The organism is Enterobacter vonholyi, assembly GCF_040834095.1.
Taxonomy (GTDB): domain Bacteria; phylum Pseudomonadota; class Gammaproteobacteria; order Enterobacterales; family Enterobacteriaceae; genus Enterobacter; species Enterobacter vonholyi.
The window spans coordinates 275,344-291,532 of record NZ_CP162152.1; the positions used below are offsets into that span (position 1 = coordinate 275,344).

Consider the following 16,189-nt stretch of genomic DNA (forward strand, 5'->3'; position numbering starts at 1 on the left):
TGCGCTATTGCCTGGCTACCATGCTTTCGAATAATGAGGTCATAACGATGAAAAAAAGTCTCTTAGCACTCTGTCTGACGGCGGGCATGTTTGCTGCATTACCAGCAGTGAGCTTGGCTGATGTCAATATCGTTCCGCAGAACACGACTGCTGCGCCTGCGATCCCCTCTGCCACACTGCAAAGTCTGAACTGGGTGCCCGTGAATGTGGCACAAACCCAGACCATCGAGTTGGGGAATACAGGACAGACCCTGAATGTACCGGGAATTTCAGGACCGGTTGCTGCATGGAGTGTCCCTGCAAATGTGGGTGAGTTAACGTTAACGCTTGTCAGTGAAGCCGACAAAACACCCTCTGTATTTGCACCAAACGTGTTAGTGCTTGATCAAAACATGTCGCCTTCAGCTTTTTTCCCAAGCAGTTATTTTACCTATCAGAAACCCGGCGTCATGTCGGCTGACCGCCTTGAGGGCATACTGAAACTGACACCCGCTTTAGGCCAGCAAAAGATTTATATCCTCGCGTTTACTACGCCCGAAGATCTGCAGCGCACCACCAAAATGATTGATCCGGCAAAATCCTATGCTCAGGGGGCGGGTAACGCTATTCCTGATATTCCTGATCCGGTCGCACGCCACGTGACGAACGGTACGCTAAAACTCAAAGTTCAAACAAACACCAGCTCCAGTATTCTGGTCGGGCCGTTATTCGGATCCTCTGGCCCTGCTGCTGTCACCGTTGGCAACACTGCGGCACCTGCACCTGCCTATACCGCACCCGCTGCCACGGCAGCCGCACCGGTAGCGACTGCAGCGCCTGCCCCGGCGAAGAAAGCCGAGCCGGTACTGAACGACACCGAAGAGTACTTCAACAACGCCATTAAGCAGGCGGTGAAGCGCGGCGATGTCGATAAAGCGCTGAAGCTGCTTGATGAAGCCGAACGTTTAGGTTCAACCACTGCCCGTTCCACCTTTATCAGCAGTGTAAAAGGCAAGGGGTAACCGTTTCCCCACAGTGCTGATTTGTTAGTAGTTTGGTGCGCCTGAGTGGGCGCACTTTTTTTCGTATCGGCCAGGCTGTTGCGCCCATGTTGCGATCGTGATCGTTAAATAACGTTTGGCCCCCCTCAATCCGTGTTTCTGCGATACAATGCCATTACGTTATGTATCGGAGAGTCTGGCATGTCACACCCTGCGCTAACGCAACTGCGTGCGCTGCGCTATTTCGACCAAATACCTGCGCTTGATCCGCAGCAGCTGGACTGGTTGCTGCTGGAAGATTCCATGACGAAACGTTTTGAGCAACAGGGTAAAACGGTCACGGTGACCCTGATTCAGGAAGGGTTTGTCTCTGGCGATGAGATCGCCAACGAGCTGCCGCTGCTGCCGCACGAGCCACGTTACTGGCTGCGCGAAATTTTGCTCTGTGCCGATGGCGAGCCGTGGCTTGCCGGACGGACGGTAGTGCCTGAGTCCACCCTTTCCGGGCCAGAACTGGCACTGCAACGTCTGGGGAAAACGCCTCTGGGGCGTTACCTTTTCACCTCGTCTGAGCTTACCCGGGATTTTATTGAGATTGGTCGTGATGCTGAACTGTGGGGGCGTCGTTCCCGCCTTCGCCTGAGCGGTAAACCGTTAATACTGACGGAGCTTTTTTTACCGGCATCACCGTTGTACTAAGAGGAAGAAAAAATGGAGTGGAGCCTGACGCAGAATAAGCTGTTGGCGTATCACCGCTTAATGCGTACCGATAAACCCATTGGCGCGTTGCTGCTGCTGTGGCCGACCCTCTGGGCGCTGTGGCTTGCCACGCCGGGCGTGCCGCCGCTGTGGATCCTGGGCGTGTTCGTTGCCGGCGTCTGGCTGATGCGCGCGGCGGGCTGCGTGGTGAATGACTATGCCGATCGTAAATTCGACGGTCATGTTAAGCGTACTGCCGGTCGTCCGTTACCCAGCGGGCAGGTCACCGGGAAAGAAGCCCGCGTGCTGTTTATTGTTCTGGTGCTGCTCTCTTTCCTGCTGGTGTTAACCCTGAACACCATGACCATTTTGCTTTCCGTTGCGGCGCTGGCCCTGGCCTGGGTTTATCCGTTTATGAAGCGCTATACCCACCTGCCTCAGGTGGTGCTGGGCGCGGCGTTTGGCTGGTCGATTCCGATGGCGTTTGCGGCGGTTAGTGAGTCCTTACCGCTCAGCTGCTGGCTGATGTTCCTGGCGAACATTCTCTGGGCGGTGGCTTACGACACGCAATATGCAATGGTAGACCGCGACGATGACCTGAAAATCGGCATCAAATCCACCGCCATCCTCTTTGGTCGTCACGACAAGCTGATTATCGGTATCCTGCAGGTCGCGGTATTGGCGCTGATGGTGGCGATTGGCCGCCTGAACGGGCTGAACTGGGAGTTTTACTGGTCCGTGCTGGTGGCGGGGCTGCTGTTTGCTTATCAGCAGAAGCTGATCGCTAAGCGTGAACGTGATGCCTGCTTCAAGGCGTTTATGAACAATAACTACGTCGGTCTGGTGCTGTTTTTAGGCCTGGCGATGAGCTATTTCTTATAAAAAAGTCGGGTGGCGGCTTCGTCTTACTCGATCCACGATCTGGCAGGAAATGTAGGCCCGGTAGCGTTAGCGCCACCGGGCGTTTTTTTACCGGCGACGCAGCAGCCGAAGCGCGTTCGCCGTCACCAGCACCGTTGCCCCGGTATCCGCCAGCACCGCCAGCCACAGTCCGGTCATGCCGAGCAGGGTCGTTACCAGGAAAATCCCCTTCAGCCCGAGCGCGATGCCGATGTTCTGACGGATATTGGCCCGCGTCGCGCGCGCAAGATCGATCATCTGGGCCAGCCCGGTCAGGCGGTTGTGGGTCAGCGCCGCGTCGGCGGTCTCCAGCGCCACGTCAGTACCGCTACCCATCGCAATACCAATGGTGGACGCTTTCATCGCCGGGGCATCGTTGATCCCGTCACCGACCATCGCCAGCGGAGCCTGAGCGTTCAGCTCCGTCACCGCGCTGACCTTATCCGCAGGCAGCAATCCGGCTTTAAACGCCAGCCCCAGCTCACCGGCAATCGCTGCCGCCGCGCGAGGGTTATCACCGGTGAGAATCACGCCCTTCACGCCCAGCTGATGCAGCGCCGCCACGGCCTCTTTTGCGTCATCGCGCAGGGTGTCGCGTAGCGCCAGCATCCCTTTTGCGGTGCTGTCCTGCATGACGGTCACGACCGTCTGTCCGGTCTGTTCTAACGTCTCCACCTCTGGAGTAGAAGACTTACCCGCCGCGACAATCAGCACCTTTTTACCGTCAACGGTGGCCTCAATCCCTGACCCTACCAGCGCCCGCTGGGCGGTTGCCGGAGGTATGTTTAGTCCGCGCGACTGCGCTTCACGCACAATCGCCTGCGCCAGCGGATGGGTGGAGCCCTGTTCAACGGCGGCGGCCAGGGCCAGCAGTTCATCCTCACTGATATCCTGCGGATACACGCCGGTCACCTGCGGCTTGCCCACGGTCAGCGTACCGGTTTTATCAAAAGCGATATGCTGGACCTGGCTGAGCTGCTCCAGCGCCGCGCCGCCCTTAATCAGCGCCCCGCGACGTGCCGCAGCCGCCAGACCGGACGTAATCGCCGCCGGGGTGGAAATCACCAGCGCGCATGGGCAGCCGATCAGAAGCAGCGTCAGCCCTTTATAAATCCAGCCCTCCCACGGCGCGCCAAAGAACAGCGGTGGGACGACGGTAACCAGCAGAGCCACCAGCATAATGGCGGGCGTGTAGATCCGGCTGAAGCGGTCGATAAAGCGTTCGACCGGCGCGCGGCGCTCCTCAGCCTCTTCAATCAGCTTCAGGATACGGTCGATGGCGCTGTCGCCTGGCTCGGAAAGAACCTTAAGCTGCACCAGACGATCGACGCTGGTGGCGCCTGCAGGCACTTTTTCACCCGCCTCACGTTCAACCGGAATGGACTCGCCGGTCAGGGCGCTTTCATCAAAGCTTGCGGTGGCGGTAAGCAGCGCGCCGTCTGCAGGCAGGCGTCCGCCTGCCGCGACTTCTATCACGTCGCCCGGACGCAGCGTAGTGATGGCGACCGTTTCACGCGTACCGTTTACCACGCGCGTGGCGGTTTCCGGCTTCAGCGCCATCAGCGCGCTGACCCCTTTACGCGCCCGGCTCGCCGCCCAGCCCTCAAGACGTTCGCCGATTAAGAACAGCAGCAGCACCATCGCCGCTTCTGCCGTCGCGCCAATGAACAGCGCGCCGATGGCCGCCACGCTCATCAGCGTTTCGATGGCAAACCAGCTGCCGCTTTTCATCAGGCGCAGCGCCTGACGGGCAATCGGGAACAGACCGACCAGGGTGGTGGCGATAAACGCCAGATTGCCGAACGGGTGGTTAATCTGCTCCAGACCCCAGCTCAGGGACATCATGATGATGAGGGTAATGAGCGGCAGATTTTCTTTCAGGGAGGAGACTTTTTCAACGGGCGCCGTTTCGCTGCGCAGGGTATAACCCGCCTTGCTGACGGCGGCTTCAACCTGCTTGCTGACGTCGTTATCGGCGCTAACCAGCAGCTTTTCGGTGGCGAACAGCACCTGAACGTGACTCACGCCCGGCACCTGTTTGACGGCGTTTTCCACTTTGCGCGCGCAGGCGGCGCAGTCCATGCCGTTGACGACCCAGCTGTAGCGGTTGCCGCTTTCAGGAAGGGGTTGAGTTTGCGTTTCGCACGCGCCTTCGCAGCAGCAGTCGTCTTTCGACGGAGCCGGGCTGAGCTTAAGTGCCGAGAATTGAGGAACTTTTTTAGGTATTTCTGGAGTCGACATGGCAGTCTCCGGCAATGATAATTTTCTCATTAACCGCAGCATACACTCTGGAGTCGACTCCAGAGTCAAGCGCTATTTAGATATACAGCGAACGCACAATAAGGAAATGCCCGGCAAAGTAACAGGCGGCGGCAATCGCGTTATCCGCCCGGAAGCGGCGGCGATAGTGGCTGCCCAGCCAGACGACGTTACCTATCAGCAGCAGTGCGGCGCCGAAGAACGCTGACATCGCCGGAGCGGTCGGACGGAAGAACCACAGTTCACCTGCCAGCCATACCATTACCAGCGTCATGGCGATAAACGTACAAACCGGCAAACGCATCTCTTCCAGACGCGACCAGATCACCGCGATCAGCAGGGCGCCAATCACCAGCAGGACCAGCGGCAGCGGCCAGAAGAAAGAGAGCGTCATCTGGCTGGCGAAGTAGATGGTATACAGCAGATGCGACAGGAAAAATGCCCCTACGGCATACAGCAGGCGCTGGCGCGGCAGCAGGGTCAGGGCATCGCCAATCAGAGAGGCGCACAGCCCTGCGAGCACCAGATAGCTGACGGCGTTAAACATTGGCGCTTGCCAGGCCAGCAGCAGCAGGAGCAGCAGCGTGACCGGTTTAAACAACCAGCGCTGCCAGGTGGGACCACGGTACGACGCATCGACATAAAGCCATGCGGAAAAACAGACAGCGATAAATGACCAAAGCATATTAACTCCCTGTATCTGTTAAGCCTGAATAATCAGTTTCTGATCCAGTGTAGTGACGCGGGCGGGCGTTTGGCAATGGTGGGGAAGGCAAGGTATCCTGAATTCCGCATAATCTGATGGGATTTTTCAATGAGCAAGATGCCGCTTTTTTTCATTATCGTGGTGGCGATTATCGTCATTGCCGCCTCGTTTCGTTTCGTGCAGCAGCGCCGCGAGAAGGCGGATAACGATGCCGCACCGCTGATGCAAAAGCGCGTGGTGGTGACGAACAAACGCGAAAAACCGCTCAATGACCGCCGCTCGCGCCAGCAGAAGGTGACGCCTGCGGGCACAACAATGCGCTATGAAGCGAGCTTTAAGCCGGAAACGGGCGGCCTTGAGATGACCTTCCGCCTGGAGGCGCAACAGTACCATCAGCTGACGGTGGGAGAGAAAGGAACGCTGAGCTACAAAGGGTCGCGATTCGAAGGTTTTACGCCTGAATAAGGCGCGATTGGTTCCCTCTCCCTGTGGGAGAGGGTAAAGGTGAGGGCATCAGGCCGCACCTTACTTCTTCACCTGCGCCTTAAATTTTTTCATCCACACCAGCAGCTCAAACACGCCGAAAATAAAGACGCGCAGCTGCTGCCAGCCCGTCATCTGCGGGCCGTCTTTCGGCAGGCCGTTTTTCAGCATCACCATCTGAAGGGCGTGCATAAACGACGTGAAAATCAGCGCCACGTTAACAAAAATATTCATCGGACGCGGGAACGGGTGCACCAGGTTGAGCAGCAAAAACGCCCAGACGCCCAGCATCAGCAAACGTCCCAGATTAATCAGTACCGGCATCGGATCCTCCTTGTGCCTGACGGTGATACAGACGATAAGCAACCTGACCTGCCACTTTTTCACGGTGCAGATCCCAGTGGGCGGGAACCGGCGGCAAACCGTTTTCCACTTCGCTTTCCACGTAAATCAATGCGTCATCCGCCAGCCAGCCGTTTTGCTCCAGCAGGGATAACGTCTCTTCAAGCAGCCCCTTGCGGAACGGCGGATCGACAAACACCACGTTATGCGGCGTGCCCTTTTGCGCGAGGAAGCTCAGCGTGTTGGTGTTCACCACTTTGGCGTTGCTCGCCTTCAGCGTCGCCAGATTTTGCTGCAGCGTCTGCGCAACGCCGCGCTCCATCTCCAGCAGCGTGGCGCTGGCGGCAAAGCGCGACAGCGCTTCCAGCCCGAGGGCGCCGCTGCCGGCGAAGCAGTCAAGACAGTGGGCGTCTACCACAGACGGAGCCAGCCAGTTAAACAGCGTCTCGCGCACGCGGTCGGTAGTTGGGCGTAAACCGGGGCTGTCCGGCACCGGTAATTTCCGGCCTCGCCACTGACCGCCGATAATACGAATTTGACCGGCCGGGGCGCGGTTGGGTTTCTTCATCTCAGGAAAGCTCTGTTAACAATTGGCCTGCGATTGCGGGCGGTGATGTCAATTAAGTAAAGTGTTAGACTATTTCATCATTTTTTTAGCTTCCATGTATATAGCGCCGCGAGGAGTGTAGTCGCAGATGGCAAAACAAAAAAAACGTGGCTTCTTTTCCTGGCTGGGCTTCGGTGAAAAAGAGCAAGAAACAGAACAGAAAACCGAAGAGCAACAAGCCGTTGAAGAGTCATCGCAGCCTGAAACGCCAGTAGAAACCGCCGCGGTTGTTGACGCGGAAGAAACGGCGCACAGCAAAGAAGAGATTGAAACCTTTGCTGAAGAGGTGGTTGAGGTCACTGAACGGGTTCAGGAGAGCGAGAAGCCAGAACCGGTTGTCGTAGAAGCCGCTATCGAAGCACCACAGGCCGCTATCGAACACGAAGAGCTGCCGCTGCCGGAAGAGGTCAAAGCCGAAGCGGTGTCTGCCGAAGAGTGGCAGGCCGAAGCGGAAACCGTTGAAATCGTTGAGGCGGTGGAAGAAGAAGCGGCGCTCGAGCCGGAGCTGACCGACGAAGAGCTGGAAGCCCAGGCGCTGGCGGCGGAGGCAGCTGAAGAAGCGGTCATCGTTGTGCCGGTAGAAGAGCAGGCCGAAGACGAGATCGTTCAGGAGCAGGAAAAACCGACCAAAGAAGGTTTCTTCGCGCGCCTGAAGCGCAGCCTGCTTAAAACCAAAGAAAACTTAGGTTCCGGATTTATCAGTCTGTTCCGCGGCAAGAAGATCGACGACGATCTGTTTGAAGAGCTGGAAGAACAACTGCTGATTGCTGACGTTGGGGTAGAAACTACCCGTAAGATCATCGCCAATCTGACCGAAGGGGCGAGCCGCAAACAGCTGCGCGACGCCGAAGCGCTGTACGGCCTGCTGAAAGACGAGATGGGTGAAATTCTCGCAAAAGTTGACGAACCGCTTAATATTGAAGGCAAAACGCCATTTGTTATTCTGATGGTCGGCGTGAACGGCGTGGGTAAAACCACCACCATCGGCAAGCTGGCGCGCCAGTTCGAGCAGCAGGGCAAATCGGTGATGCTGGCGGCGGGCGATACCTTCCGTGCAGCGGCGGTTGAGCAGCTGCAGGTGTGGGGCCAGCGCAACAACATTCCGGTGATTGCCCAGCATACCGGCGCGGATTCCGCGTCCGTGATCTTTGACGCCATCCAGGCGGCGAAGGCGCGCAACGTGGACGTGCTGATTGCCGATACCGCAGGGCGTTTGCAGAACAAATCGCACCTGATGGAAGAATTGAAGAAAATCGTTCGCGTCATGAAGAAGCTGGACGAAGACGCACCGCATGAAATTATGCTGACCATCGATGCCAGCACCGGACAGAACGCCATCAGCCAGGCGAAGCTGTTCCATGAAGCGGTAGGACTGACGGGGATCACGCTGACCAAACTGGACGGCACCGCGAAAGGCGGGGTGATTTTCTCCGTGGCTGACCAGTTCGGCATTCCTATCCGTTACATCGGTGTGGGCGAGCGTATTGAGGATTTACGTCCGTTTAAGGCGGACGACTTTATTGAGGCATTATTTGCCCGAGAGGACTAACAATGATTCGCTTTGAACACGTCAGCAAGGCCTATCTCGGTGGGAGACAAGCGCTGCAGGGGGTCACATTCCACCTGCAGCCGGGCGAGATGGCATTCCTGACCGGCCATTCCGGCGCGGGGAAAAGTACCCTGCTCAAGCTTATCTGTGGGATCGAGCGGCCAAGCGCCGGGAAGATCTTTTTCAGCGGCCATGAGATCAGCCGCCTGAAAAACCGTGAGGTGCCGTTCCTGCGTCGCCAGATCGGCATGATTTTCCAGGATCACCACCTGCTGATGGATCGCACCGTTTTCGATAACGTGGCCATTCCGCTGATTATTGCCGGCGCCAGCTATGACGATATCCGCCGCCGCGTCTCTGCGGCGCTGGATAAGGTCGGGCTACTGGACAAAGCGAAGAACTTCCCGATCCAGCTCTCCGGCGGTGAACAGCAGCGCGTGGGTATCGCCCGCGCGGTGGTGAACAAGCCTGCGGTGCTGCTGGCGGATGAACCGACCGGTAACCTGGACGATGCTCTGTCAGAAGGGATTTTGCGTCTGTTTGAGGAATTTAACCGCGTAGGGGTTACCGTATTGATGGCAACGCACGACATCGGGCTGATTTCCCGTCGTTCGTACCGCATGCTGACCCTGAGCGACGGTCATTTGCACGGAGGCCACGGTGAATAAGCGTGATGCAATAAACCAGATTCGGCAGTTCGGGAACCGGTTTGACCGTTTCCGTAAGCCGCAGGGCGGGGGTGACGGCAATCGTAATGCGCCGAAGCGCCAGAAGGCCGCGCCAAAACCGGCCTCCCGTAAAACCAACGTCTTTAACGAGCAGGTGCGCTACGCGTTCCACGGCGCGCTGCAGGACCTGAAAAGCAAACCGCTGGCGACGTTCCTGACGGTGATGGTGATCGCCATCTCCCTCACGCTTCCAAGCGTCTGCTATATGGTCTATAAAAACGTCAACCAGGCGGCCTCCCAGTATTATCCGTCCCCGCAGATCACGGTCTATCTGGATAAAGCGCTCGACGATAACGCGGCGGCCCAGGTGGTTGGGCAAATTCAGGCCGAGCAGGGCGTAGAGAAGGTCAACTATCTCTCACGTGAAGACGCGCTGGGCGAGTTCCGTAACTGGTCTGGCTTTGGCGGCGCGCTGGATATGCTCGAAGAGAACCCGCTGCCCGCCGTGGCGGTGGTGATCCCGAAGCTGGATTTCCAGGGGACCGAGTCGCTTAACACCCTGCGCGATCGCATCACGCGCATTAAGGGCATTGATGAAGTGCGCATGGATGACAGCTGGTTTGCGCGCCTTTCTGCTCTCACCGGGCTGGTAGGCCGCGTCGCGGCGATGATTGGCGTGCTGATGGTGGCGGCGGTCTTCCTCGTCATCGGCAACAGCGTGCGCCTGAGCATCTTTGCCCGTCGCGATACCATCAACGTGCAGAAACTGATTGGTGCGACGGATGGCTTCATCCTCCGACCGTTCCTTTACGGTGGCGCACTGCTCGGTTTTTCCGGCGCATTTCTTTCACTGATATTGTCAGAAATTTTGGTGATGCGGCTTTCGTCTGCCGTGACTGAAGTGGCGCAGGTTTTCGGAACGAAGTTTGATATCAGTGGCTTAGGGTTCGATGAGTGCCTGTTACTGCTGCTGGTGTGTTCGATGATTGGGTGGGTGGCAGCGTGGCTGGCAACCGTTCAACATTTACGTCACTTTACTCCCGACTAATAAAAGCGTGATATAATCTTTCCCTGCACCGAGATGTTCGCTCTGCAGGGAAAGCGTCCCTGTTGTCTCTTCCCCTGTTATCATCTCCATGTCACATTTTGTGCGTAATTTATTCACCGTTGCACCTGGAACTTGTGGATAAAATCACTGTCTGATAAAAGAGTGAATGCTAATCTCGTTGCTCAAACGCTTTGGCATGGTTGTTGCCTGACGGGGACAACCTGGACCAGAAGAAACACTGAGAGGAATGAATGACCAAAGAAATGCAAACTTTAGCTTTAGCCCCTGTTGGTAACCTGGAATCTTATATCCGGGCTGCGAACACCTGGCCGATGTTAACGGCCGAGGAAGAAAAGGAGCTTGCTGAAAAGCTGCATTACCAGGGCGATCTGGAAGCAGCGAAAAAGCTGATCCTGTCTCACCTGCGCTTTGTTGTTCACATTGCTCGTAATTATGCGGGCTATGGCCTGCCGCAGGCGGACTTGATTCAGGAAGGTAACATCGGCCTGATGAAGGCTGTGCGTCGCTTCAACCCGGAAGTGGGTGTGCGACTCGTCTCCTTCGCCGTACACTGGATCAAGGCAGAAATTCATGAATACGTGCTGCGCAACTGGCGTATCGTGAAAGTCGCCACGACAAAAGCGCAACGCAAACTGTTCTTTAACCTGCGTAAAACCAAGCAGCGTCTGGGCTGGTTCAACCAGGATGAAGTGGAAATGGTGGCGCGCGAGCTGGGCGTAACCAGCAAAGACGTGCGTGAGATGGAATCCCGTATGGCCGCGCAGGACATGACCTTTGATATGTCCTCCGACGACGACGCCTCCGACAGCCAGCCGATGGCACCGGTTCTGTATCTGCAGGATAAAACCTCTAACTTTGCTGATGGCATCGAAGAGGACAACTGGGAAGATCAGGCCGCGAACAAGCTGACCCATGCGATGGAAGGCCTCGACGAACGTAGCCAGGATATTATCCGCGCCCGCTGGCTGGACGAAGACAACAAGTCCACGCTGCAGGAGCTGGCTGACCGTTACGGCGTCTCTGCAGAACGTGTGCGTCAGCTTGAAAAGAACGCCATGAAAAAACTTCGCGCCGCTATCGAAGCGTAATTTCCGCGAAGTACACCGAGAACCCCTGGATGAGAGTCTGGGGGTTTTGTTTTTTTAGCGCCCGCTCTGGCGAATTCCCTCCCCCTGGCAAACACTTACTGATGCGCTAAGCAGGCGACTTTCTCAGGGGGACAGGGTGAAAAACAACGAACTGAACGACCGGCGTTTACAGGCGACGCCGCGCGGCATCGGCGTGATGTGTAACTTCTATGCCGATAAAGCCGAAAACGCCACGGTGTGGGACGTGGAAGGCAATGAGTATATCGACTTCGCCGCCGGGATCGCGGTGCTGAATACTGGCCATCGGCATCCCAAAGTCATTTCCGCCATCGAAAAACAACTTCACGCGTTTACCCACACGGCCTACCAGATTGTGCCGTACGAAGGCTACGTGGCGCTTGCCGAGCGTATCAACGCACGCGTGCCCGTAGAAGGTCCTGCCAAAACGGCGTTCTTCTCCACGGGGGCTGAGGCGGTCGAAAACGCGGTCAAAATTGCGCGCGCCTATACCAAACGTCCTGGCCTTATCACCTTCGGCGGCGCGTTCCACGGCCGCACCTTTATGACTATGGCGCTGACCGGCAAAGTTGCGCCGTACAAGATCGGCTTCGGACCCTTCCCCGGCTCGGTTTACCACGCGCAGTATCCGAATGACCTACACGGCGTCAGCACCGCTGAGGCGTTAAAAAGCCTGGAACGTATCTTTAAAGCGGATATTGCTCCTGACCAGGTCGCGGCGATTATTCTCGAACCGGTTCAGGGGGAGGGCGGCTTCAACATTGCGCCTGCTGATTTTATGCAGGCTCTTCGCGCCCTGTGCGATACCCACGGTATTTTGCTGATTGCCGACGAGGTGCAAAGCGGCTTCGCCCGCACCGGCAAGCTTTTCTCGATGGAACACCACTGCGTGAAGCCGGACCTGATCACCATGGCAAAAAGCCTGGCGGGCGGGATGCCGCTCTCGGCGGTATCGGGCCGTGCCGACGTGATGGACGCGCCTGCGCCGGGCGGGCTGGGCGGCACCTACGCGGGTAATCCGCTGGCGATTGCCGCAGCGCACGCGGTGCTGGACGTGATTGACGAGGAAGATCTCTGCACGCGCTCGGCGCATCTCGGCCATCACCTGGTGGAAGTGCTCAACAAAGCCAAGGAACACTGCCCGTATATCGCTGACATTCGCGGGCAGGGCTCGATGGTGGCGGTAGAGTTTAACGACCCGCAAACGGGCCAGCCTTCTCCGGAATTTACCCGCCAGGTGCAGGAACGTGCGTTGAACCAAGGGCTGCTTCTGCTGAGCTGCGGCGTCTACGGCAACGTCATTCGTTTCCTCTATCCGCTGACTATCCCTGAAGCGCAGTTCCGGAAAGCGCTGGATATAATCTCCGCGTCGCTGACACGTTAAAGCCGCAAGCCCGGCGGTAAATCCTGCCGGGCTTATCATATATTCATTTCAAATTAGCTATTCCAAAATCATAAAAATCGGGTATGTTTTAGCAGAGTATGCTGAAAAAGCGCGGACAGCACACCTATAACTGACATAAAGCGCTGCACAACAACATCACAACAATCGTAATAACCATAATAATGGGGAATCTCAGGATGAACATGAAGGGTAAAGCGTTACTGGCAGGATGTATCGCGTTGGCATTCAGCACCATGGCACAGGCAGACATCAAGGTGGCTGTGGTTGGCGCGATGTCCGGTCCGGTAGCACAGTACGGCGACCAGGAATTTACCGGCGCTGAACAGGCGGTTGCAGACATTAATGCTAAGGGCGGTATCAAAGGCGAAAAACTGCAGATCGTAAAATATGATGATGCCTGTGACCCGAAACAAGCGGTCGCGGTCGCGAACAAAGTGGTGAACGACGGGATCAAATACGTTATCGGTCACCTGTGCTCTTCCTCTACTCAGCCCGCGTCTGACATCTACGAAGACGAAGGTATTCTGATGATCACTCCGGCAGCGACCGCACCGGAGCTGACTGCGCGTGGCTACAAGCTGACCCTGCGCACCACCGGCCTGGACTCAGACCAGGGCCCAACCGCGGCGAAATACATCGTTGAAAAAGTGAAGCCGAAGCGCATTGCTATCGTTCATGACAAGCAGCAGTACGGTGAAGGTCTGGCGCGTTCAGTGCAGGACAACCTCAAGAAAGCCAATGCCGACGTGGTGTTCTTCGACGGGATCACCGCCGGTGAGAAAGACTTCTCCACCCTGGTGGCGCGTCTGAAGAAAGAGAATATCGACTTCGTATACTACGGCGGCTACCATCCGGAAATGGGCCAGATCCTGCGTCAGGCGCGCGCTGCGGGCCTGAAAACCCAGTTTATGGGCCCGGAAGGCGTGGCGAACGTTTCTCTGTCTAACATTGCGGGTGAATCAGCCGAAGGTCTGCTGGTGACCAAACCGAAGAACTACGACCAGGTCCCTGCGAACAAACCTATCGTAGATGCCATCAAGGCGAAGAAACAGGATCCAAGCGGCGCGTTCGTCTGGACCACCTACGCGGCGCTGCAGTCTCTGCAGGCAGGTCTGAACCAGTCAGCCGATCCGGCTGAAATTGCCACCTGGCTGAAAGCGAATACGGTTCAGACCGTTATGGGGCCACTCTCCTGGGACGAGAAGGGCGACCTGAAGGGCTTCGAGTTCGGCGTGTTTGACTGGCATGCCAATGGCACGGCGACAGACGCAAAATAATTTTCCCGTCTCCTTTCGCGCCGCAGGTGCGTTGGCTGCGTTATTCAACCCCGGTCACTTACTTATGTAAGCTCCCGGGGATTTCATAACTTGCCGCCTTCCTGCAACACGAAATGCTTGGGAAAATACAGTGGAGAATGTAGGCCGGGTAAGGCGCAGCCGCCACCCGGCTTTCTTTTAGCGCTTCTCCCACCCGCTCTCCTGCGCCGTAAAGCCTAACGCCTGCATAAACGCTGCCATCACGCCGCGGTCTTCCACGCCCACGTCGGCCATCCACCATGAGGTCACGCTTGGGTTTTCGCGGATCACTTCTTCAATTAAATACTGTCCCACGCCGCGACGACGGGTGACGTCACGAACGCGCAGTGAGTCCAGCGCTCCTTCTGTACCGCTCAGGGTGACGCGAACCGCAGCCAGCAGGCGCTCGTTAAAACGCGCGGCATAAATGCGGTGGGTCTCATCAACGCGCAGCGACGAAGGGGAATATTCCGGCCAGATCTTGCCCAGGTCGATATGATCCTGGTCGCTAAAGGTCACCAGACGCACGATAGTCAGTTTCATTAGCTACTTGTCCAAATCAAATTGAGTAGAGGCAGTGTACTCAATTTATTCACTCAGCGGCTTCCTCTTTTTATTCTCATTAACCAGGTGATTAGTTTTTTGGCAACGCGATGGGCAGTTTGAAAACACATGGATCGAAAAATAAGCAGAATTTTAACCTGAATGGTAGTGATTTATTCGGCGCTTTGTACCGTTATTTTATGCTGCAAACTGCACTTTTATTTGTTTATCTCTGCCTGATTTCAGAATATTATCTTTGCTTAATCGCCTGAAAAATAGAGATTTTAGTCTGGTTTTTGACAAAAACCTGCGCTAAACCATTAAAGGCACTGGTAAAAATAGCGTTGTTCATTAAAAGTACAGAATGCTTTTTAACCATAATAAAACAAAATATAAACACGACATCACGAATGGGGATTCAGAGATGAAAAGGAACGCGAAGACGTTAATCGCGGGGATGGTCGCACTGTCGATCTCGCATGCCGCCATGGCGGAGGACATTAAAGTTGCGGTAGTGGGCGCGATGTCCGGCCCTGTTGCCCAGTGGGGTGATATGGAGTTCAACGGTGCGCGCCAGGCCATCAAAGACATCAACGCTAAGGGCGGCATCAAAGGCGACAAGCTGGTGGGCGTAGAATATGACGACGCCTGCGATCCGAAACAGGCCGTCGCGGTCGCCAACAAAATCGTTAACGACGGCATCCAGTATGTTATCGGCCACCTGTGCTCGTCGTCCACCCAGCCCGCTTCTGATATCTACGAAGACGAAGGCATTCTGATGATCACCCCTGGCGCCACTAACCCTGAGCTGACCCAGCGCGGATACCAGCACATCATGCGTACCGCGGGGCTGGACTCCTCTCAGGGGCCAACCGCCGCCAAATACATCCTTGAAACCGTCAAGCCGCAGCGTATCGCCATTATTCATGACAAGCAGCAGTACGGCGAAGGCCTGGCGCGCTCCGTTCAGGACGGCCTGAAAAAAGGCGGCGCAAACATCGTCTTTTTCGACGGGATTACCGCCGGTGAGAAAGACTTTTCCGCGCTGATCGCCCGCCTGCAAAAAGAGAATATCGACTTTGTTTACTACGGCGGCTACTACCCGGAGATGGGCCAGATGCTGCGTCAGGCGCGCGCCACCGGTCTGAAGACCCAGTTTATGGGGCCAGAGGGCGTGGGCAATGCCTCTCTGTCAAACATCGCCGGGGATTCTGCTGAAGGCATGCTGGTGACGATGCCAAAACGCTATGACCAGGATCCGGCCAACAAGGCTATCGTGGATGCGCTCAAGGCGCAGAAGAAAGATCCGAGTGGTCCGTACGTCTGGATCACCTACGCCGCCGTACAGTCTCTGGCCACCGCGCTGGAACGCTCCGGCAGCAAAGAACCGCTGGATCTGGTGAAAGATTTAAAAGCACACGGGGCGAACACCGTGATTGGGCCGCTGAACTGGGATGAGAAAGGCGATCTGAAGGGATTTGAGTTTGGTGTCTTTAAGTGGCACGCCGACGGTTCATCTTCGGCCGCCAAATAATTATCCCACCGCCCGGACTGACGGGCGGGTATAAAAAGGTTTGC

The 16,189-nt window shown here is 56.5% G+C and carries 16 protein-coding genes; 11 read left to right on the forward strand and 5 right to left on the reverse strand.

Annotated elements, in window-relative coordinates; genetic code table 11:
• The first annotated feature begins 41 nt into the window (after positions 1-41).
• The 3 genes from malM to ubiA all read left to right on the forward strand — a co-directional run bounded on the left by malM (position 42) and on the right by ubiA (position 2,561).
• Positions 42-1,001 carry a maltose operon protein MalM gene (malM, locus tag AB3N39_RS01250; protein ID WP_133295391.1) on the forward strand — a complete coding sequence of 320 codons (960 nt, stop codon included), beginning with the start codon at positions 42-44 and terminating at the stop codon, positions 999-1,001.
• 180 nt (positions 1,002-1,181) lie between these two features.
• Positions 1,182-1,679, forward strand: a complete 498-nt coding sequence (gene ubiC / locus AB3N39_RS01255) for a chorismate lyase (RefSeq protein ID WP_021242729.1) — start codon at positions 1,182-1,184, stop codon at positions 1,677-1,679.
• 12 nt (positions 1,680-1,691) lie between these two features.
• Positions 1,692-2,561, forward strand: coding sequence for a 4-hydroxybenzoate octaprenyltransferase (gene ubiA, locus AB3N39_RS01260; protein WP_111965826.1), 870 nt, complete (start codon positions 1,692-1,694; stop codon positions 2,559-2,561).
• Positions 2,562-2,648: 87 nt separating this feature from the next.
• Here the strand turns inward: ubiA and zntA are convergent, their stop codons facing one another.
• Both zntA and AB3N39_RS01270 read right to left on the reverse strand, forming a co-directional pair.
• Positions 2,649-4,820: a Zn(II)/Cd(II)/Pb(II) translocating P-type ATPase ZntA gene (zntA, locus tag AB3N39_RS01265; RefSeq protein WP_367897013.1), complete on the reverse strand. Its 2,172-nt coding sequence runs from the start codon at positions 4,818-4,820 to the stop codon at positions 2,649-2,651.
• Positions 4,821-4,896: 76 nt separating this feature from the next.
• Positions 4,897-5,523, reverse strand: coding sequence for a lysoplasmalogenase (locus AB3N39_RS01270; RefSeq protein WP_024906687.1), 627 nt, complete (start codon positions 5,521-5,523; stop codon positions 4,897-4,899).
• A 129-nt stretch (positions 5,524-5,652) separates the two neighbouring features.
• Between AB3N39_RS01270 and AB3N39_RS01275 the strand changes: the two genes are divergently transcribed.
• The gene (locus AB3N39_RS01275) at positions 5,653-6,009 is read left to right on the forward strand and encodes a DUF2500 domain-containing protein (protein ID WP_325814447.1); all 357 of its coding nucleotides are present in this window, start codon (positions 5,653-5,655) and stop codon (positions 6,007-6,009) included.
• Between the two features lie 60 nt (positions 6,010-6,069).
• On the opposite strand, the gene AB3N39_RS01280 is transcribed toward AB3N39_RS01275, so the two are convergent.
• Together AB3N39_RS01280 and rsmD are read right to left on the reverse strand one after the other, a co-directional pair.
• Positions 6,070-6,351 carry a DUF1145 family protein gene (locus tag AB3N39_RS01280; protein WP_008500088.1) on the reverse strand — a complete coding sequence of 94 codons (282 nt, stop codon included), beginning with the start codon at positions 6,349-6,351 and terminating at the stop codon, positions 6,070-6,072.
• Positions 6,335-6,937 (reverse strand): 16S rRNA (guanine(966)-N(2))-methyltransferase, encoded by a 603-nt coding sequence (gene rsmD / locus AB3N39_RS01285; protein ID WP_325814448.1) that lies wholly within the window; start codon positions 6,935-6,937, stop codon positions 6,335-6,337. Before rsmD ends, AB3N39_RS01280 begins: the two co-directional genes overlap by 17 nt.
• A 127-nt stretch (positions 6,938-7,064) precedes the next feature.
• Between rsmD and ftsY the strand changes: the two genes are divergently transcribed.
• The 6 genes from ftsY (at position 7,065) to livJ (ending at position 14,050) form a co-directional block, all read left to right on the forward strand.
• Entirely contained in the window at positions 7,065-8,525 is a 1,461-nt protein-coding gene (gene ftsY / locus AB3N39_RS01290; RefSeq protein ID WP_325814449.1) for a signal recognition particle-docking protein FtsY, read from the forward strand.
• Positions 8,526-8,527: 2 nt separating this feature from the next.
• Positions 8,528-9,193, forward strand: a complete 666-nt coding sequence (ftsE, locus tag AB3N39_RS01295; RefSeq protein ID WP_045402529.1) for a cell division ATP-binding protein FtsE — start codon at positions 8,528-8,530, stop codon at positions 9,191-9,193.
• Positions 9,186-10,241 carry a permease-like cell division protein FtsX gene (gene ftsX / locus AB3N39_RS01300; RefSeq protein WP_111965831.1) on the forward strand — a complete coding sequence of 352 codons (1,056 nt, stop codon included), beginning with the start codon at positions 9,186-9,188 and terminating at the stop codon, positions 10,239-10,241. The genes ftsE and ftsX overlap by 8 nt, the downstream gene beginning before the upstream one ends.
• Positions 10,242-10,492: 251 nt before the next feature.
• Positions 10,493-11,350, forward strand: coding sequence for an RNA polymerase sigma factor RpoH (gene rpoH / locus AB3N39_RS01305; RefSeq protein ID WP_115876938.1), 858 nt, complete (start codon positions 10,493-10,495; stop codon positions 11,348-11,350).
• A gap of 136 nt (positions 11,351-11,486) precedes the next feature.
• Positions 11,487-12,752: a 4-aminobutyrate--2-oxoglutarate transaminase gene (locus tag AB3N39_RS01310; protein ID WP_133293574.1), complete on the forward strand. Its 1,266-nt coding sequence runs from the start codon at positions 11,487-11,489 to the stop codon at positions 12,750-12,752.
• A 197-nt stretch (positions 12,753-12,949) separates the two neighbouring features.
• Positions 12,950-14,050: a branched chain amino acid ABC transporter substrate-binding protein LivJ gene (gene livJ, locus AB3N39_RS01315; protein WP_143344528.1), complete on the forward strand. Its 1,101-nt coding sequence runs from the start codon at positions 12,950-12,952 to the stop codon at positions 14,048-14,050.
• A gap of 177 nt (positions 14,051-14,227) precedes the next feature.
• Here the strand turns inward: livJ and panM are convergent, their stop codons facing one another.
• A complete protein-coding gene (panM, locus tag AB3N39_RS01320; protein ID WP_023334145.1) occupies positions 14,228-14,611 on the reverse strand; it encodes an aspartate 1-decarboxylase autocleavage activator PanM in 384 nt (127 codons plus the stop codon).
• Between the two features lie 424 nt (positions 14,612-15,035).
• Here panM and livK point away from each other — a divergent pair, with 424 nt between their 5' ends.
• Positions 15,036-16,145 (forward strand): high-affinity branched-chain amino acid ABC transporter substrate-binding protein LivK, encoded by a 1,110-nt coding sequence (gene livK / locus AB3N39_RS01325; protein WP_047653117.1) that lies wholly within the window; start codon positions 15,036-15,038, stop codon positions 16,143-16,145.
• The last annotated feature ends 44 nt before the right edge of the window (positions 16,146-16,189 follow it).